Source organism: Microcoleus sp. (genome assembly GCF_041354475.1).
Classification (GTDB): Bacteria; Cyanobacteriota; Cyanobacteriia; order Cyanobacteriales; family Microcoleaceae; genus Microcoleus.
This window is the reverse complement of sequence record NZ_JBGJZU010000043.1, coordinates 16,550-35,931: the sequence shown is the minus strand read 5'-3', so window position 1 is coordinate 35,931 and position 19,382 is coordinate 16,550. Positions and strand designations below refer to the sequence as shown.

Sequence of the window (19,382 nt, the reverse complement as noted above, 5' to 3'; positions counted from 1 at the left end):
TATAGATGATATCAATTCCGGTTGTATCGGAATCATTAAACCACAGAGAACACAGAGGACACAGAGAAAGAGAAGAGAGAAATAATAATTCCGATGTCAACGGATTTGATATGATACACTCCTGAACCCACGGGGGGTCAAAAACCCGGTTTCTGCGTCAATATCTCATATAAAATCCTTTCTTCATCGTCCTGTATTAAACTCTCTCTTCTCTTCCTTCGCGTCCTTAGCGCCTTCGCGGTTAAATCATTCCGATACAACCGGAATTGATATCAGGCGAGATAGCGACGATTTTTCCAAGAAACCGGGTTTTTTGCGTCCAGGACTGTCATAAAAACTCCAACACCAGAACATTCTTCTGTGTTGGAGTCATGTACACCAGTTGGTCAATTTGTGTAGGAGCAAGTACCGAGACTTTCCTGCTGACCGTTCTTAGTATCATATTGATGGGTAATGTAGGATTTGAACCTACGGCATCCTGCGTGTAAAGCAGGCGCTCTACCACTGAGCTAATCACCCAATTGCACTCACAAGAATTTATGATATCAGAGTATTCCAAAAAAATCAAGTAAAAAAATCTAAACTTTTAAATGCCCTCTGGCCGTACCCACGATCGCATCACACTATGGAGTTTGCCCTTTGTCGCAGCCCTCACCCTTGGCCAGACTCGCAGCAGCCATCTAACTTTGCTAGTTTCCGGCAGCTTTTTATTCGGCGGGCTGATGTTCGGCCCCGACTTGGATATCTACTCCTGTCAGTATCAGCGCTGGGGATGGTTCAAGCTGATTTGGCTACCCTACCAAAAAAGGCTGCGCCACCGCTCTTGGCTGTCCCACGGCCCTTTGATCGGCACTGCTGTGCGTATCTTGTACCTCGCTACCTGGATCGGAGTTGTGGGGATATTTGGGTTGGCGATTACTCAAACAGTCGGAAACCAAACCGGGAACTGGCAGCAAGTGCTTTTAAGTTACTGGCACTCGATCGCCAAACACCCGATCGAATTGTTAGCTGTTTACATCGGTCTAGAATTTGGCGCTATGAGCCACTATCTGAGCGATTGGGGAGGCTCTGCTTACAAAAGATTCAAAAAAACCGGATTGAGCCGGCTGCATCCTCCTGAGACAATCAAGGTGCGCAAACGCAAAGCTCCCATCCGCAAATCTAGTAAATCTCTAGTACCAGGAAGCAACAAGAAGCAAGCAGGAAAAAGGAAGAAGCAATAAAATTAATTGTTTACGTCAATAACAACGTCCTCGGCGCCTTTGAAGGTTGCTCTTACAGGTAAATTACGATCATGTCTGATTCTCAAAGTCGATCGCTCATAGCACTAGCACAGTTAATCGAAGTTGTAGCAAAATTGCGCGACCCCAAGGGCGGATGTCCCTGGGATTTAGCCCAAACACCCCAAACTCTCATTCCCCATATTATTGAAGAAGCTTACGAAACTGTCGATGCCATTCGTCGCCAAGACCAAGATGCGATCGCCGAAGAATTGGGCGACTTACTATTACAAGTAGTCCTCCAAGCTCAAATTGCCAGCGACTCCAATCAATTTACCCTCGCAGAAATCGCCAATGGGATTACAGAAAAACTAATTCGGCGACATCCCCACGTCTTCGGCGATGTCGAAATCAACAGCGTCGATGAAGTCAACGAAAACTGGGAAAAAATCAAAGCCGCCGAAAAAGGCGAAACTGCTGAAAAACCAGCAACTTTCGCATCGAAAATGAGCCGTTATGCCAGCACTTTGCCTCCGATCGCCGCCGGGATGAAAATCTCTCAAAAAGCTGCGGAAGCGAGTTTTGATTGGGACACTGTGGATGGTGTTTGGGATAAATTTCACGAAGAAATGGCTGAATTTGAACACGCGCTCAAACATGAGGATAAAGCAGCCCAGGAGTCGGAATTGGGAGATATTATGTTTGTGTTAATCCAATTGGCTCGCTGGTATGGTTTAGACCCGTCGGCTGCTTTGCAGGGGACAAATCAGCGGTTTGTGGATCGGTTTGCCTTAGTTGAAGCTAAGTGCGATCGACCTTTATCTGATTATCCGGTGGCAGAGTTAGAGGCAATTTGGCAGCAAGCTAAAAAAATTGTGGCTAAACAAACAGGCGATGTCTAATATCAAAACTTTAACTTAATCGATCGACTTCTCAAGTGTCCCAGCGGACAAGAACCAGAAGTGTTGGACAGTCAGCCGGAGTTGATGGATGGGGGATTGGTAAAAACATTAATGCAACTGGCAACCATGATGGCGCATCAAGATAATCAGGATGGTGCAAAGTTTCTAATTTTCTTGGCGCGGCAATTAAGTAAAGAATTGGGTTTGTATCCTGAAGTTTCACCGAAACAGTAAATTTTATAGGACTATTGTTGCTCTCCTGTTCGTAGGTTCTCTGGGAGTAACAGCTTGGCTTTATCTATCAGTCAACCATCAATATCAACCGGGCGGGATCGAGCCGCACGTACCAGGGAAAAGGCCGATCTTTGATGTCGTGCCAGTTTTCTTTAAAGACTTCGGCTTGCACGTGGTAATCCTGTCCGCCTGCGGGTATTCCGTTGAATTTGAGAAACAGCGTCATCCGGTGCGGCGTTTCGCTGGTGGCAGCCAACCAACAAGGATAGGTATTATCAAGATCGGGATTGCTAGTGATGCTAATTTGGTGGGCGCGAATGCCAATATCGGTGAACCGATCGTCCAGGGCTTCTAGCGCTTGCAAAGTAATTCCCCAATCGGTTGCTGCTACTAAATTCGATCCCTGCACCACCGCACGGGAAAAGTTTTTACAACCAGTAAGTTGAGCAATGCGAACCGTTTTTGGATGCTCAAAAATCTGATGTTTCGAGTTATAGGCGATCGCTTTTCCCGCCGACATCACCATCAGATTTTCACAAATTCGGTAAGCCTCCTCCAGGTTGTGAGTCACAAATAACGTAATGCCGCGGTAAGTTGCTAAATTTTCCACAAGCTGCCGCTCCATTTGACTGCGGAGATAGGTATCTAGCGCTGAAAAAGGCTCGTCCAACAGCAGCAATTCCGGTTCAGTTGCTAAGGCCCTCGCTAGCGCTACCCGCTGTTGTTGTCCCCCCGAAAGTTGGTGCGGATAGCGATCGCCCAACCCCTGCATTTGCACTCCAGCCAACTGTCGATCGACTCGCTGCTGACACATTGCTTTTGGCAGATGCTGCAACCCAAAGGCAATATTTTGAGCAACTGTCATGTGGGGAAACAGCGCATAATTTTGAAACACCAAACTCACATTTCTTTTGTGGCTGGGTAGGTTAATGTTTTTGTCAGAATCAAAGAGCGATCGGCCATTCAAGACTATTCGCCCTTTCCCAGGCGTATCCACACCGGCAATACAGCGGAGAGTCATGCTTTTACCCGAACCCGATCCGCCGAGTATCCCTAAAGTTTCTTGCTGTGCTGTAAAAGCCGTGTCGAGTTGAAAGTTCGATAATTGTTGTTTAATATCGACGAGCAATCCGGCAGTTGAAGTTGGCAGTTGCCGTTGTATGGAATGCCCTAAACGAGCCGGCTGCGTGCGTTTTCCGCCCCGATTTACAGGCTCATTTGCTTCGAGCATCCCTGCTTGCATTTGCTGTCTTTTGCGTTCGTAGCGCTGCTGCCAAAGGTTCACAGCTATTATTCCCGACAGCGAGAGCATTAAAATAGAAATTGCCCAGAACCAAGCCTCATTCATTTCTCCAGCTTCCACCGCAAAATAGATAGCCATCGGCATGGTTTGCGTTTGTCCGGGAATATTGCCCGCCAGCATTAAGGTTGCTCCAAATTCTCCCAATGCTCGTGCAAATGCGAGGGTAATTCCTGCCACAAGTCCGGGTGCAGCCAAGGGCAATAGAATCTGAAAAAAAACGCGCCTTTGAGAAGCTCCCAAAGTTCTGGCTACTTGCAGTAAACTACTGTCTATTTGTTCAAACGCCCCCAATGCTGTTTTGTACATCAGGGGAAATGAAACAACCGTTGCCGCCACTACTGCGGCATACCAAGTAAAGATAATCGTCAAGTCAAATTGCTGCATCAAGTGTCCGATCGGACCATTTCTGCCAAATAGTAACAGCAGTAAAAAACCCACCACAGTAGGTGGCAAAATCAGCGGCGAAATTAGAATTACTTCAATCAATGATTTCCATCTACCGCGATAGCCCAACATCCAATAAGCCGCAGCAGTACCGAGAAAAAATGTGGCAATGGTTGCAATTTCAGCCGTTTTGAGAGAAATCCAGAGGGGGGATAGATCCGTAGACATAGCAGCAGCCTCATTCAGCTATTCCAAATCCGTATTTCTTGAAGATGTCTTGAGTTTGTCTTGTTCTTAAAAATTGAACGTAAGCGCGGGCAGATTGCTGATTTCGACTTGCCTTAATGACTGCGATGGGATAAACAATCGGTGAGTGTAAGTTACTCGGTGCCGTTGCGACTTGCTTAACTTGATTTGAAATTTTTGCATCTGTCACATAAACAACTCCTGCATCAGCATTACCGCTTTCCACCGCACCCAAGACGCTGCGAACTGAGTTGCCGTAAACCAACTTTGAGCGCACTTGCTCGGTTATTCCCAATTTACTGAATAATTCTGCGGCATACCGTCCAGCAGGAACACTGCGCGGCTCACCGATGGAAATTTTCCTAACATTAGAATTGGTTAACTGGCGAAAGTTAGTTAATCCCAAAGCGGAGTTATTAGGCACGATCAAAACCAGATTATTGGTCAAGAGATTGTGGCGGGTATCGTTCAGGATTAGATTTTCGTTTTGCAGTTTGTCCATCTGCAAAGTTGCAGCAGAAATAAAGACATCGACGGGTGCACCCTGTGCAATTTGCTGTTGCAAAGGGCCTGATGCTGCAAAATTGTAGTTGACAGCGACACCAGAATTGGCTTTCTCAAAAATGGGATCGAGTTCCTCTAGCGCATTCTGCAAACTCGCGGCAGCCCCAATTAAAAGTGTTGTCGATTGAGCCTCTGCTGGTAGGGACGAAACTATATTTAAACCAGCAGACAGTATGAGGGTGACAAGCAGACTGCTGAAAAAAGTAATTATATCAAATCCGGTAACATCGGAATTATTCATCTCTCTTATCTCCCTCTGTGTTCTCTGCGTTCTAGTAAGGTTAAATCATTCCGATGCAGCCGAAAACGATATTAGACGTTTTTTCATAATAATCGATGAATAAAGATACTAATGAAAGCACATCCTACATATGCCACCTTAACTGATTCTGGCGATCGCGGAATGTCGGATTGAACGCAGTCATAATTAATCCCCTGACGGGGTGGTCATATAAAATCCCTTGTCAAATTAGGCAAACAGCATAAAAAAGTAGCTGATACTCGTAAAGATTTCCATTTCAAAACAGCTAACAATATAGAAATTCAGCACGCTTTGCCAACAAAACAGAAGCGAAACATTTACGAGCAATTGCGAGACAAATTCACCCCAAAATCACGTAAATGCTCCGCCACCTCTGCCAAAAAAGCAATTAAGACATTGCCTGAGCGATATAATCAAAATAAGGAGCAGCTTCCTTCGCATCCTCCTGATTGAGCAAAGCCAAAGAAGCTTCCTTCAAACAGCGGATTGCTTCCGCCATCCCTGGAACTGGAACGCCCAGAGAATTGTACATTTCCCGAACCCCAATCAAACCGATGCTTTCGATGGGTTCCTTGTCTCCAGCCAAAATACCATAGGTAATCAGGCGCAAATACCAGCCGTAGTCACGCAGACACAAAGCCCGTTCCCGTTGACCGTAAGCATTACCTCCAGGGGAAATAAAATCAGGGCGTTTTTTCCAGAGTTTTTTGCTAGCTTCATCAACAATTTTTCTTTCACTGTCAGAAAGCGCAGTAGCAATGCGTACCCGCTGTTCCCCCGTTTTAAAAAAATCATTGATACTTTGAAGTTCGCCGGTACTCGGATAACGAAGTTCGTCGTCGGCTTGGAGAATTAATTGGCTAACTACGCTCATTTGTTATTCAAATTTTTGAGGATATTTGAGAGTAACATTAATTGACATTCTCATCCCTTAAAGATGAGATTCTTGGTTCAATGACTTACCTTGCTTCTAACATCGATCGACACTAGAAGTAGTGGGCAAATCTCCCCAAGCGTGATGCTTAGTAACTAAGCCAGTTTCCTTGTGCCCCAAGGTACTGTGGGAACAATTCACAAACTGCGATCGAGAGTTTGAATGTCGGCAGACATTTGGACTGTTGGACGAGTTTTCGCTGCTTCGCCCCCATAGCATATCGCACAGGCTTCATCGAGGGAAATCTCCCCGATCGAAGCTTAACTTGAGGAGCAAGGGTTTCAAAAGTAGAAATACAGCTTGCGATTGAGCTTGATGCCGCTCGACCTACTCCAGTCCGAAACACAGATCTTGCAGTACCATAGTGAATTCTACCACGACTACCTGTGAGCAAATCTAAAAAGCTATCCTTTTTGAATCTCCCCACCTCCAAGGGCGAGGGATTATGGCTCACCAAGCTGATAACGGGACACTTAGGCGAAGCTGAGCCTGCATCGCATTCAACTATCCCTCTAGCCACTCAAATAGCCTGAAGGTGAAATTTCGTATACTTTTTTCCCATTTGGTTATTTCTGTGCTGTTTGCTGCTGTTTCAAGTTTTTTGCTTCCATCTCCAACAATTCTGGAACTGTTACAAATGTGTACCCTTCTTTTTTTAATTTAGCAATAATATTGGGCAAAGCTTCCACAGTCCTGGATCGATTACCACCGCCGTCGTGCATCAGGACAATACCGCCGGAATTTGCCTGCCGCATCACATTTTCCATCAAGGATTGCGTAGCAGTGCGCCAATCTAAAGAATCAGCAGACCACATCACAACTGTATAATTTTTCTTTTGAGCATAAGCTGCTAATCCATTGTTTAAAATACCTCCCGGTGGGCGGAACATATAGGTTCTGATGCCTGTTAATTCCTCAATTAACGAGGTCGTGCGATCGATCTCGCGCGCGGCACCCTCTTCGTTATACTTAATGTATTGGTGGTTCCAAGTGTGGTTGCCGATCGCATGACCAGCCTGAGCAACTTTTTTGCCTAGTTCTGGATAAACTTGTAGGTATCTTCCCACCCAGAAGAAAGTCCCTTTAATATTGTTCTGTTTGAGAATATCGAGGATTTGTACAGTTGTTGTCGGCCAAGGACCGTCGTCAAATGTCAGGGCGATCGCCTTTTGTCGGGAGTCTAGTTTTGCCTGACGCAGGGTTGTACCCTTAAACTTGGACGGTAGGGAAGAGTTAAAACGGACTTTCTGCAACCGATCTAGAGTGTTTTCGGAAAACTCTACTCTCTCGGCGATCGACTGTTTCAAATTATTAACAATAGATTTCGACTGTTGTACTTGTGACTGGGATGCTGTCACCAGTTGCGCCTGCGATAGCGACGCTGGCTGATTTCCTCGCGAGTTCATCGGCAACGTCACGCCCATTACAAAACTACCCAAGGCGGCTATAAAAGCAACGATCAAAGTTTTTCGCCGCCTAAACAGCCGTTTGAAGTTTTTCACGTTTTTATCTCCTTGACACCTTACAGAGTTACTTTTAGATTTTAAGTGGGAATGGGGAATGGAGAATTAGGAATGGGGGATTGGGAGGAGTTCTGGCGGAGAAATTGGGTTATTAAAGCGTCCAGGAACCAATGCCGATCCAAGGACGGTGAGGTATGTTGACAATTCTCTAATCCCAATTCCCAATTCCCAATTCCCAAAGACTATTAACTATTCCCTATCCTCTCTTTGTATAACCCGACAATCCGATCGATCGCTTCGGCAATACTCAAACCGTCTGTTTGAATTTCCACAGCATCAGCCGCTTTACGCAAAGGTGACACCTCGCGGGTACTATCCTTTTCGTCTCGCAGGGCGATGTCCCGTTCCAACTGTTCCAAACTGGTTTTAGCCCGCTCGGTATCATTGAGTTGTAATAGCCGTCGGCGCGATCGCTCTTGTACCGAAGCGGTTAAAAAAATCTTCAGTTCCGCATCGGGAAACACATTAGTACCTATATCACGACCTTCTGCCACAATTCCGCCTGTTTTGCCGCAAAGCCGCTGCTGTTTCACCAAAAATTGTCGCACGGCGGGCACAGCCGCAATTTCCGAGACGCGGGCTGTCACCTCCAAACTGCGAATTGCCTCGGTGACGTCTTCGCCGTTAATCTTTAATGTCAAAGATGAAGGGTCAATGTTGTATTCTAAATAACTGGAATTGACTAATTCGGCGATCGCCAATTCGTCGCCCATGGCAGTGTTGGTAGTCATCACCAGCCACGTCACAGCTCGATACATCGCCCCTGTATCTAGATAACACAGACCCAGAGCTTGGGCGACTTGTCTGGTAACTGTAGATTTGCCAGCGCCCGCTGGTCCGTCGATCGCCACAATTGGCCGACGATTCCTGATAATTATATTGTCAATCAACCGAGTAGAGCCGATTCTGGCTGCCACGGCTAAAAGTCCCGCCGTTTCCACAACTGCCAAGGGTGCGAGAGTGTCGGGATTGACCAGTTCAGCATACTCTAGGGAGACTGATGGCTCAAGGGCAAATTCTGCTTTGACCGCCGCCAGTGTCGCCTCCGCAGTGCGATCGCCCCCACAGAAGGTTTTCCACCCTTGCTGTAGAGCGCGGTAGAGTATGCCAGCTTGCTGTTTTTGCTCTGGTGTTAAATATTGATTGCGAGAACTCAGGGCTAGTCCCGAAGCTTCACGGGCGATCGGACAAGCAATAATCTCTACAGGCAAGTTAAAATCTGCGACCAGTTTTCGGATAATTGCTACTTGCTGGGCGTCTTTTTGACCAAAATAAGCTCTTGTCGGCTGCACCAAACTCAAAAGTTTAGTGACGATGGCTGCTACACCCTGAAAATGACCAGGCCTGGACTTGCCACACAAAACCGATGTCATCGCCCGTGGTGGGACAACTTGAGTCAAGGATGAAAGGTCAATCATTGTCACCGCAGGAGTCTGGGCTCCTGAGTTGCCTGTCTCGATGCCCGAATCCCCAAACATTTCCAGTTCTGAGGGAGCAAAAATTACATCAACTCCAGCTTCTTGGCATAGCAGCCGGTCTTGCTCCAAATTGCGAGGATAGTCTTGAAAATCCTCCTTGGGCCCAAATTGCAGCGGGTTGACAAAAATGCTGACCACGACGATCGCATTTTCTTGTCTGGCCCGCTGGATCAAGCTCAAATGCCCGCTGTGCAAAGACCCCATCGTCGGCACTAAACCGATTTGTACATGGGATGCTACAGATTTTTGTGAATTTAAGTAGCAGCGTAGGGCTGCAATGGTAGTAAACAGGCGCACGGATACACTCCTGAAGGCATTCGTCTGTATTGTGCCTTACAGTAGGGTTTAACGTCCAACAGTTGCTCGTGGCTTTGGTGCTATGACTTCAATTTCCACCGGAGCTACGCCACTGCCCATCATGCCGAGCACGCTGGCTGCGCCTGCGGACAAGTCAATCACTCGATCGCCCACATAGGGGCCTCGGTCATTGATGCGGACGACGACGGTACGGCCGTTGTCGAGATTTCTTACCATTAGTAGAGTTCCGAAGGGCAAGTTCCGGTGGGCTGCGGTCAAATCATTTTGGTTGAATCGCTCGCCACTGGCGCTGAGGTTGCCGTCAAAGCCTGGGCCGTACCAGGATGCCCAGCCATTGATCCGAACTTGAACTGGGCCTAGGGAAAGCACCGGGCTTTCAGGTTGGGGCTTGCCGATCACTTCTTGGAGCGGTGGGGCGTTACCCAGGAGCCTGCGGAGGCGATTGGTTGCTTGTAAGGCATCTAGGCTGAAGTCGCTGGTGGTATCCGGGAGGATGGTTTCGGCGTTAATGTTTACCAAGTCCTCGCCGTTTGCCTGGATCAGGTAGCGATTGCCTTTTTCCCACTTGACGGTAATGCTGTTTGGGTCAACGTTGTTGCGCGCCAACTGATTGAGTCTTGCTGCTAAGCTTGACGCCCGCCACACAGGGTCGGTTTCTTGGGCGCTGGAATTGCTGGACTTTTTGGTGTCAGACCCATTTTCTCTCTGGCCGACTACTTTCAACTGACTGGTGGCATTTACAGAACTTTTGCCAGTCTCTGTCTTTTTGGTATTCGCTTCTGGACTCGTGTTCAGAAATGTGATGACTGGAATGTTCCGCACGTATACTGTCGCTGCTTGTCGCCCTTCCAATTCGTGGGACTGAATTTTGGCGATCGAGTTTTGTTCAATGTCAGCTCTTGCTTGGTACTGATATTGTCCAACTTTTTCTGCTTCGACCCGAGTCGTGTTTAACTGCGGGGACGGTTGGGTCAAAACTACTTGCTTGTTTTCCTGAAAGTTTTGCCTGGAAGTATCAGTTGCTTGTGCGTGACAAGATGATGCCGTTCCTACCGCAGGAACTAAGAGGACAGCTAGTAGACTACCAACAAATTTTTCCTTCATACGTCCATTTTTGTGAAGAGCCATTGCTAACGGAGGTTAGGGGATTGACCTGATGGGCGATCGGCATTAGGGATTTCCCTCCTGTCCTTCGCTGTTCCCCCGCGAGTCAAATCAAACTGTCGGGCTGCATTTTTGCTTTTGTGTTTGGGCCAAATAATTTTTTGGCTGCAACTTCCCTGACACTTGACAACTCATACTCAATTTGCAATTTGTGTTTTGTTAACGAACTGCAACAGACTACCACAAACTTTTGAGCTTGGGGATCGCTGTTCCCACGCATTTTGCCAAAAATTCCTCGGATCTTCACAGTTCACTCTCTGAGAAAATGCTTTAATGACAGTGCTTGCAGAGTTTTTCGCAATTCCTGAAAAATTTACAAAAATTTACAAAACTTTACAGAGATTTATAAATATTTTGTGGACGCTAAAATCTCAAATCTCCCATCTCAAACCTCAAATCGCTAGACTTGGCAATAAACTAAAGACTAGAAATCGACTAAGGCGAACTTATGGACTATCGGGAAGCAGGTGTGGATGTTGAGGCGGGCAGAGCTTTTGTCTCGCGCATCGGCAGTATGGTGAAGAGCACCCACCGATCGGGTGTTTTAGGCGGATTCGGCGGGTTTAGCGGGTTTTTCAGCGTCCCGGAGGGTTTAAAAGAGCCGATTATGGTTTCCGGGACTGATGGCGTCGGGACTAAGTTGAAATTGGCCCACGAACTCGATCGCCACGACACCGTAGGTATCGACTTGGTGGCAATGTGCGTCAATGATGTGCTCACATCCGGGGCGGAACCGCTATTTTTTCTCGATTATTTGGCGACGGGAAAGTTAAATCCCGAACAACTAGCTGCTGTGGTTGCTGGCATTGTTGATGGTTGCAAGCAAGCTGGCTGTGCTCTGTTGGGCGGGGAGACAGCCGAAATGCCCGGTTTTTACCAAGCGGGAGAGTACGATTTGGCTGGCTTTTGCGTCGGAATTGTCGAAAAGAGCAAATTGTTAGACGGTTCGCGGGTTACAGTCGGAGATGTGGCGATCGGGCTGGCTAGTTCGGGTGTCCACAGCAACGGTTTTAGTTTGGTCAGAAAAATTGCAGGCGATTTGGGTTTTGACTGGCATTCCCAGCCAGAAAAATTAGGTGGCAAAAGTTTAGGAGAAGTCCTCTTAACTCCCACTACCATTTATGTAAAGCCAGTTCTCGAAGCCATTAACAGTGGTTTAGATATTCACGGCATGGCCCACATTACTGGCGGCGGTTTGCCGGAGAATTTGCCTCGCTGTTTGGCAGCCAATCAATCTATCAAAATTGACACTAATAGCTGGCCCAATTTGCCGATTTTTGAGTGGATTGCTCAAGCGGGCCAAGTTGCCACTGTTGATATGTTCCATACTTTTAATATGGGCATTGGTTTTGTGCTGTTGGTCGATCGCACCGCAGTCGATCGCACAATTCAATGGTTTGAATCTCAGGATATTCCCGCTTGGGCGATCGGAGCAGTTATTGACTCTGATGAAAATCATAGCACTTGTCAAATCGCTTAGGAAAAATATTTTTTGGGTGGGCGCTACCATTATCCCACCCAATTAAGAGAAATATCCTCCCAGCAGTACCCACCCAAAACTTTACCTTTGCATTACTAAAAATTAAGCAATTTATAGTAATCAATTAATCTTGCCATGATAATTTTTGAGTGACTTCAACAAAAAGTCAAAGTAATTATCTTTGAGTCAATCAGGAAAATTAAAATCATGGCAGTTACTGAGTTTTTTTTACTGACAAATAGCGATGACAATTTCACCGTTACTCCTGGCTCACTCAAGGGAATATTGGGGGGGATTTCAGCCCTTGGTGGTAACGACAATATTACCGGAAGTAGTGATTCAGAGGCAATTAATGGCAATTCTGGTAATGATTCACTGTCTGGTGGTGGCGGCAACGACACCCTGATTGGCGGTCAAGGTAATGATATCTTGCTAGGTGGAGATGGGAACGATTTTCTCAGTGGAGACAAAGGTTTAGATACTCTCACTGGCGGCACTGGAAATGATACGTTCTTGTTGCGTCGCACTCAAGGTGCTGATGTTATTACTGATTTTAGTTCGGGCGATCGCTTAACCTTAGAAAATCAACTTCAATTCTCGGACTTGTTAATTACTAGCACCGGGCTAAATACAGCAATTAGCCTCCGAGACGGCACATTGCTAGCAACAATCAATGGAGTGCCAACTATTAACCAAAGCAATTTTGTTGAACTGCCCCGCCGCCCCTTAATTATCGGACATCGCGGCGCAAGTGGCTACCGCCCTGAGCATACCTTAGCTTCCTATGAATTGGCGATCGAGATGGGTGCAGATTTCATTGAACCAGACTTAGTTTCCACTAAAGATGGAGTGTTAATTGCCCGCCACGAGAATGAAATTTCGGGGACGACTGATATTGCCAAACGACCGGAATTTGCCGATCGCAAACGCAAAAAGACAATTGACGGTGCAGAAGTAGAAGGTTGGTTTACAGAAGATTTGACCTTAGCCGAAATCAAAACTTTGCGGGCGCGGGAACGTTTGCCAGAGTTGCGGGGGACAGCATTTGACGGTCAATTCCAGGTTCCTACATTTCAAGAAGTAATCGATCTAGCTAAGCGCAAAAGTGCTGAAAAAGGGCGAACAATTGGACTTTATCCAGAGACAAAACACCCGACTTATTTTAAGTCGGTTAATTTGCCTTTAGAGCAGCGATTAGTGCAAGTGCTGTCTGCTAATGGATATACCAAACGCACAGATCCGGTGTTTATCCAATCCTTTGAAGTGGGCAATCTCAAAGAGTTAAATCGTTTGACAGACTTGCCACTGGTGCAGTTAATGGATGACTTTGCAGAAAAACCCTATGATTTTGTCGTGAGTGGCGATCGGCGTACCTACCGCGATTTAATGACAACCCAAGGGTTAGCAGAAATCAAAACCTATGCTGACGGAATCGGGCCTTGGAAGCGGACAATAGTTGTCGAAGGTGCGGACAAGAAATTACAGCCCGCTAATAGTTTAATCACGGATGCTCACCTGGCTGGGTTATTAGTTCACCCTTACACTTTTCGCAATGAATCTCCTACTTATGTGGCTTCAGAGTATGGCGGTAATCCAGCTTTGGAGTACGAACAATTTTACCGATTAGGTGTAGACGGTGTGTTTAGCGATTTTCCCGATACAGCTTTTAATGCAGCGGCACGGCTTTATCCTTTCTCAAGTGTAGACTCTCTAAAAGGCGTGAGTTTGTAGGATTTACTCGGCGAATCGGTTAGGAAAAATTCTTGTAGGATGGGCGCTGCTATCATCTCATCCAATTAGGAGAAATATCGTCACAGCAGCGCTCACCCTATTACTATGTCTTAACCACCTTGACGGTTGCTATAGTAATGGGGTAGATTAATTTTAATTGATTGAGATAAAAAAATCGCCTTTTTTTTGAGGGTAAAAAGCTTGACTTTTCCCAGCCAATGAAGTACAATCTAATAATGGGAGTGGTGACTAAAATAATTATTTTAGTCACCACTCCCATTATCTAAAATATACCATAAAAATCCTAGCCCTGTCAATAGATAATCCTTCTTTTTTAAGGCGAATTTTTTTAACGAGATTTTCAGAAAGCGCGATCGCATTCACCAATAGAACTAAGGCAAAAAAACCCGGTTTCTGAGAAAAATCCTGCATCTCTGCGACAAATATTCAGGTAGAAACCGGGTTTTTGGTCGCCCATGTGTAAGTCCTAACTAAATTACAATGAAGACAACCTAAAGGAGGTAATAGTATGTTGACAAGCGATATCAATGCTCTACTTGACCAACAAGGACTCCAACGCCAAGATCCCGAATGCCGCTATATTACCGATCGCGTTAACTGGGAACAATATGAAACCTTACTCGCCAGAAATGGTGATAGTTCGGCATATCGAGTCACGTATTTAGATGGAGCCTTAGAAATTATGTCACCTTCTCGTCGCCATGAAAACAGAAAAACTCGGATTGGAGACCTTTTAGTCATTTACTTTTTAGAAGCCGATATCGACTATTTTCCCTTTGGTTCTACAACCCTGCGGCAAGAGGAAAAAAGAGGCGGGACAGAACCCGATGAAGCTTACTGCATTGGTACAGACAAAGAATTTCCCGATTTGGCAATTGAGGTTGTTGTTACCAGTGGTGGCCTGAATAAACTGGAAGTTTACAGAAGGTTAAATGTTAAAGAAGTTTGGTTTTGGCAAAATGAACGTTTTAGCCTCTACTACCTGCGAGAAGAAATTCCAGTTCAATTTGTCCAAACCTGCGGTTATGAGCAAATCAGTCGCAGCGAAATCCTCCCTGATTTAGATATAGAATTGCTGGCAGAATATGTCCGATATCCGAATTCCCTCGCAGCCGTTAAGGAATTTCGACAACGACTGATGTCTCGTTAGAATGACAGTAAACATTGGGTAGGGTGCGTCGCTGTGAGATTGTTGCTGTTTTTTGGGGATTTTTGATGGCGACGCACCCTACAGATACTATACTTAAGGCATCATGCTAGTTTGTAATTCAGATGAACACGATCGCGATCGCCCTTTCAGATGAGCGCCTACTAAAATTACAACAAGTCGCGAACGACTTAAATGTCTCGATAGAAGAGTTGGTTTTAATAGGCATAGAAAATTTACTTGCACAGAAAGAAGTTTCTTCACAAAATACTACTCAAAATATCCTCAACAAAAAAGCTGGAATTTCCCCTGAGATAGTTGACAAATTTTATGCACTAGCCTCGGATTGGGAGAAAGAGGTTGCTGGACTTTCTTCAACTGCCCAAATGTCTCAGTATCCGGCATATCAGGAAATTATTAATATGGGAACTAAAATCGTGCCACTGTTGCTATTAGAATTGAAAAAAAATCCTGTTTACTGGTTGTCGGCTTTGGGTGCAATTACGGGCGAAAATCCCATTAAACCAGAACAAAGGGGAAGAGTAAAACAGATGGCATCAGCTTGGATTGAGTGGGGTAGAAATCAAGGCTACGCGATTGAAGAGAATGTATAGAAGACCCGAATTTGAATTCAAATTGAACACGAACTCGATGGGTTGGTTGGCGACAGGTACGGAGTTGTCGGTCAAATTCTCAAACGTGCGGTAAATTAGGGATTAGTGCCATGTCCATTTCCAAACCTGAAAAGCCACAGTATTTAAAACCGATTAATCCCCCGGATCTTCAAATGCGGGCGATCGCCTATAGTTTAGATAGTTTAATTCCAGGACTCTACATTTGGCTGGGTGCGCTCAAAATTCGGATTGGGGGTAGCGAGCCCGAAGAAAGCTATCCGGGGACTATTCACAGTCCAATTGGCATTGCTTTAGTATTCCCTGGCTACCGCATCTACAGCACTTATCAAGGTAGCTATGACCCTTGATAAGCATAAGCTTGACGGCATTACTCAAATTACTGCCAAAACTTTGCCTTCTACAGAGTTTGAATTACTTTTATTGACAGCAGGTTACGGTAAAATTGGTACGGCTCCGGCTCAGGGAAATCGCTTGAAAGTGTGGTATAATCATTCTACTTTTAGACGCATCGAAGCTATTTACAGTGCTGATGGAAAAGTTGCGATTACTGCTTATCACGTTTAGAGTTGTAGTTCAAACTCAGAAGTTTTTATTGATTGATGAAAGAGCGATCGCACTTTCGGACAATAAGGGCGATCGCACTTGGGAAAAAGAAACAAGTGCGCTACACTCAAAGCATTATGAGACTGCTTTGAGGTATTGCGTTACAGGTTTCAAATCGATGTCATCGTTGGAAGTCAGTATTTTGAATAAATGACGCGGGATGCCGGCCGCAATCAAAGCTGACAAATCGCGATCGAGCTTTGAGAAGTCTTCATAGATGCCGACAAACTGAGTTACGCAAGCTAAAGATTCATCTTTCGGGTCATTGACTCCCGTGTATCTGTACTGAATATCAAAACCCGCTTTTTCGCCAATTTATTCGATATCCCAGTCTACAAGATTAAGATCGATCGCCTCAACAGCCAGGGCAATATGACCGGGCGGTATGGGGTCAACTTAAGGTAAAACTTATAGTCCGACAGGGGTTGAAACCCCTGTCTCATAGCGCAAGTCCTCTCAAAGAGGACTGAAGAATTAGTTGAGTTGATAGGTATTGGTTTGGGACAAATCTTCAGTCAGTTTCAACTGACTTTGGCTATGAGACAGGGGTTTTAACCCCTGTCGGACTCGCGGGATGACTAACAGACACGGGGCGGGCTTTCAGGCTTAAGTTGACACCAATGGACTGGGCGGTATGGGGTCAAGAGGCTCGCAGCACCAACCCTCTGAATGGTTCCAGACGCTTTGACCAACTGATTCTCGAATTTTCATGTATTTTCCCTCACTCAAAGTAGTAGCGAAACCAGGCTTTATAGTTAAATAAGCTTAACATTTGAAAAGTAAAAATTAGGTTATGTTAAACTACAATTAGCCTGCCGGGGTTTTAGCATAAGTTATAATCAAGATCGATGTGTCCGGTTAATCTCCCATGACTACACAATCTGCTTCGCGTTATGTCGCACGTCACCCTGAAATCTTGCAAGGGGAACCAATTATCGCAGGGACGAGAACTTCTGTTCGTGCGATCGTAGAATTGTGGCGTTTAGGTATTACTCCTGAAGAAATCCCGATGCACTTACCTCATCTGAAATTAGCTCAAATTTTTGACGCACTGAGTTTTTATTTGGATAACCAGGAAGAAATAAATACTTATATTGAGCGCAATCGAATTCCTGAAGAATTGATTCATCCTGCTGTGAAAGCTGCCATGAAAAAACCGTGAAACTATTTGTAACTACCTTACAATAAAAATTGAAACTAATTAGGGGGTGAGCAGGAGTTATAATGAAACTACCCAATGGCGATCGGGCTGAAGTTTCTCTGCAAAAGCTAGTCGGCTACTGCTTAAATCCAGAGCATTCTCGCGGAAAACACAAAGCCAGAGTCTTTGCATCGGTTTTGGGAATCACGGCTAATAATGCAGAAGTTTTGCAAGAGCTTGTTCAAAAAGCAGCCATTGAAGGTGAAGTTGTCCAAGAAAATACTACTGATTTTGGGCAACAGTTTAAAGTTGATTGGACTGTACCCGATACAGCGGGGATTGAGCTTCGGACAATCTGGGAAATTACTCGGACTAATTCTAACCCTCGTTTGATTTCAGCTTTCTTAAACCATGATAAAAAACTTTAGACTTTTGGATTCTGTGGCGATTCTCAATCCGGTTTCAAATACGCGATTAACTCTAGTGGAACCGGAATACGAATCTGTTTCTAGTTTGCCAGTAGGACTTGTGGGTACTATTGTCGAAGTGTATGATACGGGAAAGGAATGTCAGTATTTAGTGGAGTTTGCTGATAGTCAAGGGATTGAATATGCTATGGCTATTTTGAAAGCAGATGAAATTTTAGTTCTGCAATATGAACTGGCAGTTGCTTAGTAATGTGAGGGGAGTAAAAGTTCGATAAGCGCGATCGCACTTTCGGACAATAAGAGCGATCGTTTTTGGGATAGCTGGATGGAAAGGAGCGATCGCCCTTTTTGTCGTAAGGGCGATCGCACAATTGATGGAATTTCAGTGCTACACTAAAATTACAGCATTGTTCGGTGGCAATTGTGTTATACCCTACTTGCACGAGGAAAATACATGGTAACTACGCTCGAAATTGACAAAACTCTTCTTCAAGAAGCCCTTGATTTGAGTAACCATCCAACACCTACTACATTAATCGAAGCAGCTTTACGCGAGTACATCCAACGTCGCAAACAATTAAAAATATTGGAATTGTTTGGTACTATTGAATACGATGAAGATTATAACTACAAGCAACAGCGACAAACTTTATGAATGTTCTTGTTGATAGTTCGGTTTGGTCGCTGGCATTGCGGCGCAACACAACAAATGATGCGATCGCGATCGTTAAAGTCCTACGCGATTTGATTGCAGATGGACGAGTTGTTTTACTGGGGGCTATTCGTCAGGAGGTGCTTTCTGGGGTGCGCTACAAGGAACAGTTTACTCGATTGCAAGAGTATCTTCGTGCTTTTCCTGATTTAGAGCTAACAACTGAAGATTATGAGTTAGCCGCAGAGTTTTTCAATACCTGTCGCAGTAACGGCGTTCAGGGTTCAAATACTGATTTTCTGCTATGTGCTGTTGCTCATCGTCGTGGTTACAGCATTTTCACTACTGATAAAGATTTTGAGAATTTCCGATCGCACATTCCTGTCATATTACTATAAGTTTGTAACGGGTAAAAGCTTGATATGAGGCGATCGCACTTTCGGACAATAAGGGCGATCGCACTTTGGGAAAAAGAAACAACTGCGCTACACCCAAAGCATTATGAGACTGCTTTGAGGTATTGCGTTACAGGCTTCAAATCGATGTGAAGGCATTCAACGAAACCGCAGGTTCAAACGGTTCATCATAGCCAATCACTGTGCCGCGCAAAGGATATAGAAAAGTATTTTTCATGGTTTCATTTACCAAATTTAGATAGCTAATGAATTCTCGATATCCATCCAATTCTGTTTGTTCTTGGGAAGTTAGATTTGATGCTTGTTGTTGAGCAGTTAAAGTTTGAATTCGTTCCTGGGTTTGAATAGAAGCGCTGAATATTAAGAGTCCGTTGACTAATTCAATGTGGACAGAACCTTCGCTGGGTAAGCTGTTGGGTAAGTGAGGCAGTTTGAGGGGCAAATTAGCAATCATGGCATTAATTGACTGTATTTGATGTTGATTTTTTAATTATACCGTGTGTTGAATTTGACCGTTGTTGCCATGCTGAAATTATAGGGCGATCGCACTTTCGGAAAAAAAGGGCGATCGCACTTGGGAAAAAGAAACAATTGCG

Annotated in this window: 22 protein-coding genes and 1 tRNA gene; 15 read left to right on the top strand and 8 right to left on the bottom strand. The window is 45.2% G+C overall.

Translation table 11 applies throughout. The features are described 5' to 3' along the window. Positions 1-447 precede the first annotated feature (447 nt). Positions 448-519: transfer RNA gene (locus tag ACBR23_RS16915), tRNA-Val, on the bottom strand. Between the two features lie 71 nt (positions 520-590). Here ACBR23_RS16915 and ACBR23_RS16910 point away from each other — a divergent pair. The 3 genes from ACBR23_RS16910 (at position 591) to ACBR23_RS16900 (ending at position 2,356) form a co-directional block, all read left to right on the top strand. Further along, entirely contained in the window at positions 591-1,223 is a 633-nt protein-coding gene (locus tag ACBR23_RS16910; RefSeq protein ID WP_371117318.1) for a metal-binding protein, read from the top strand. A gap of 71 nt (positions 1,224-1,294) precedes the next feature. Continuing rightward, positions 1,295-2,122: a nucleoside triphosphate pyrophosphohydrolase gene (gene mazG, locus ACBR23_RS16905; RefSeq protein ID WP_371117319.1), complete on the top strand. Its 828-nt coding sequence runs from the start codon at positions 1,295-1,297 to the stop codon at positions 2,120-2,122. Positions 2,123-2,182: 60 nt separating this feature from the next. Then, complete coding sequence (locus tag ACBR23_RS16900; RefSeq protein ID WP_341740217.1) at positions 2,183-2,356, top strand: hypothetical protein; 174 nt, start codon at positions 2,183-2,185, stop codon at positions 2,354-2,356. A 67-nt stretch (positions 2,357-2,423) separates the two neighbouring features. Here ACBR23_RS16900 and modB read toward each other — a convergent pair whose 3' ends face one another. The 6 genes from modB to ACBR23_RS16870 form a co-directional block, all read right to left on the bottom strand. Beyond that, positions 2,424-4,271, bottom strand: a complete 1,848-nt coding sequence (gene modB / locus ACBR23_RS16895) for a molybdate ABC transporter permease subunit (protein WP_371117320.1) — start codon at positions 4,269-4,271, stop codon at positions 2,424-2,426. A gap of 10 nt (positions 4,272-4,281) precedes the next feature. Next, positions 4,282-5,094 carry a molybdate ABC transporter substrate-binding protein gene (gene modA / locus ACBR23_RS16890; protein WP_341740219.1) on the bottom strand — a complete coding sequence of 271 codons (813 nt, stop codon included), beginning with the start codon at positions 5,092-5,094 and terminating at the stop codon, positions 4,282-4,284. Between the two features lie 409 nt (positions 5,095-5,503). Then, positions 5,504-5,989, bottom strand: a complete 486-nt coding sequence (locus ACBR23_RS16885) for an allophycocyanin (protein ID WP_371117321.1) — start codon at positions 5,987-5,989, stop codon at positions 5,504-5,506. A 626-nt stretch (positions 5,990-6,615) separates the two neighbouring features. Further along, entirely contained in the window at positions 6,616-7,551 is a 936-nt protein-coding gene (locus tag ACBR23_RS16880) for a polysaccharide deacetylase family protein (protein ID WP_371119976.1), read from the bottom strand. A 206-nt stretch (positions 7,552-7,757) separates the two neighbouring features. Continuing rightward, on the bottom strand, positions 7,758-9,347 hold the full coding sequence (locus ACBR23_RS16875) for a bifunctional pantoate--beta-alanine ligase/(d)CMP kinase (RefSeq protein WP_371119975.1): 1,590 nt from the start codon (positions 9,345-9,347) through the stop codon (positions 7,758-7,760). A 48-nt stretch (positions 9,348-9,395) separates the two neighbouring features. Further along, on the bottom strand, positions 9,396-10,472 hold the full coding sequence (locus tag ACBR23_RS16870) for a septal ring lytic transglycosylase RlpA family protein (protein ID WP_341739304.1): 1,077 nt from the start codon (positions 10,470-10,472) through the stop codon (positions 9,396-9,398). Between the two features lie 508 nt (positions 10,473-10,980). On the opposite strand from ACBR23_RS16870, the gene purM reads away from it, so the two are divergent. The 12 genes from purM to ACBR23_RS16810 all read left to right on the top strand — a co-directional run bounded on the left by purM (position 10,981) and on the right by ACBR23_RS16810 (position 18,768). Continuing rightward, positions 10,981-12,012 carry a phosphoribosylformylglycinamidine cyclo-ligase gene (purM, locus tag ACBR23_RS16865; protein WP_371117325.1) on the top strand — a complete coding sequence of 344 codons (1,032 nt, stop codon included), beginning with the start codon at positions 10,981-10,983 and terminating at the stop codon, positions 12,010-12,012. A 207-nt stretch (positions 12,013-12,219) separates the two neighbouring features. Then, the gene (locus ACBR23_RS16860; protein WP_371119973.1) at positions 12,220-13,743 is read left to right on the top strand and encodes a glycerophosphodiester phosphodiesterase family protein; all 1,524 of its coding nucleotides are present in this window, start codon (positions 12,220-12,222) and stop codon (positions 13,741-13,743) included. 529 nt (positions 13,744-14,272) lie between these two features. Next, positions 14,273-14,914 (top strand): Uma2 family endonuclease, encoded by a 642-nt coding sequence (locus ACBR23_RS16855; protein ID WP_371117328.1) that lies wholly within the window; start codon positions 14,273-14,275, stop codon positions 14,912-14,914. Positions 14,915-15,036: 122 nt separating this feature from the next. Next, positions 15,037-15,525 carry a hypothetical protein gene (locus ACBR23_RS16850; RefSeq protein ID WP_371117329.1) on the top strand — a complete coding sequence of 163 codons (489 nt, stop codon included), beginning with the start codon at positions 15,037-15,039 and terminating at the stop codon, positions 15,523-15,525. A 110-nt stretch (positions 15,526-15,635) separates the two neighbouring features. Then, complete coding sequence (locus tag ACBR23_RS16845; RefSeq protein ID WP_371117330.1) at positions 15,636-15,893, top strand: hypothetical protein; 258 nt, start codon at positions 15,636-15,638, stop codon at positions 15,891-15,893. Beyond that, positions 15,883-16,110 (top strand): hypothetical protein, encoded by a 228-nt coding sequence (locus tag ACBR23_RS16840; protein WP_371117331.1) that lies wholly within the window; start codon positions 15,883-15,885, stop codon positions 16,108-16,110. Before ACBR23_RS16845 ends, ACBR23_RS16840 begins: the two co-directional genes overlap by 11 nt. Positions 16,111-16,138: 28 nt before the next feature. Beyond that, complete coding sequence (locus ACBR23_RS16835; protein WP_371117332.1) at positions 16,139-16,303, top strand: hypothetical protein; 165 nt, start codon at positions 16,139-16,141, stop codon at positions 16,301-16,303. A 714-nt stretch (positions 16,304-17,017) separates the two neighbouring features. Continuing rightward, positions 17,018-17,311: a DUF433 domain-containing protein gene (locus ACBR23_RS16830; RefSeq protein WP_096828231.1), complete on the top strand. Its 294-nt coding sequence runs from the start codon at positions 17,018-17,020 to the stop codon at positions 17,309-17,311. 62 nt (positions 17,312-17,373) lie between these two features. Then, positions 17,374-17,718, top strand: a complete 345-nt coding sequence (locus tag ACBR23_RS16825) for a DUF6883 domain-containing protein (RefSeq protein WP_371119972.1) — start codon at positions 17,374-17,376, stop codon at positions 17,716-17,718. Further along, positions 17,702-17,965, top strand: coding sequence for a DUF4926 domain-containing protein (locus ACBR23_RS16820; protein ID WP_371119971.1), 264 nt, complete (start codon positions 17,702-17,704; stop codon positions 17,963-17,965). The genes ACBR23_RS16825 and ACBR23_RS16820 overlap by 17 nt, the downstream gene beginning before the upstream one ends. A 207-nt stretch (positions 17,966-18,172) precedes the next feature. After that, positions 18,173-18,373, top strand: a complete 201-nt coding sequence (locus ACBR23_RS16815; protein WP_096828228.1) for a type II toxin-antitoxin system VapB family antitoxin — start codon at positions 18,173-18,175, stop codon at positions 18,371-18,373. Next, the gene (locus ACBR23_RS16810; RefSeq protein WP_371117335.1) at positions 18,370-18,768 is read left to right on the top strand and encodes a PIN domain-containing protein; all 399 of its coding nucleotides are present in this window, start codon (positions 18,370-18,372) and stop codon (positions 18,766-18,768) included. The genes ACBR23_RS16815 and ACBR23_RS16810 overlap by 4 nt, the downstream gene beginning before the upstream one ends. Positions 18,769-18,904: 136 nt before the next feature. Here ACBR23_RS16810 and ACBR23_RS16805 read toward each other — a convergent pair whose 3' ends face one another. Continuing rightward, complete coding sequence (locus tag ACBR23_RS16805) at positions 18,905-19,240, bottom strand: hypothetical protein (protein ID WP_371119970.1); 336 nt, start codon at positions 19,238-19,240, stop codon at positions 18,905-18,907. Positions 19,241-19,382 lie beyond the last annotated feature (142 nt).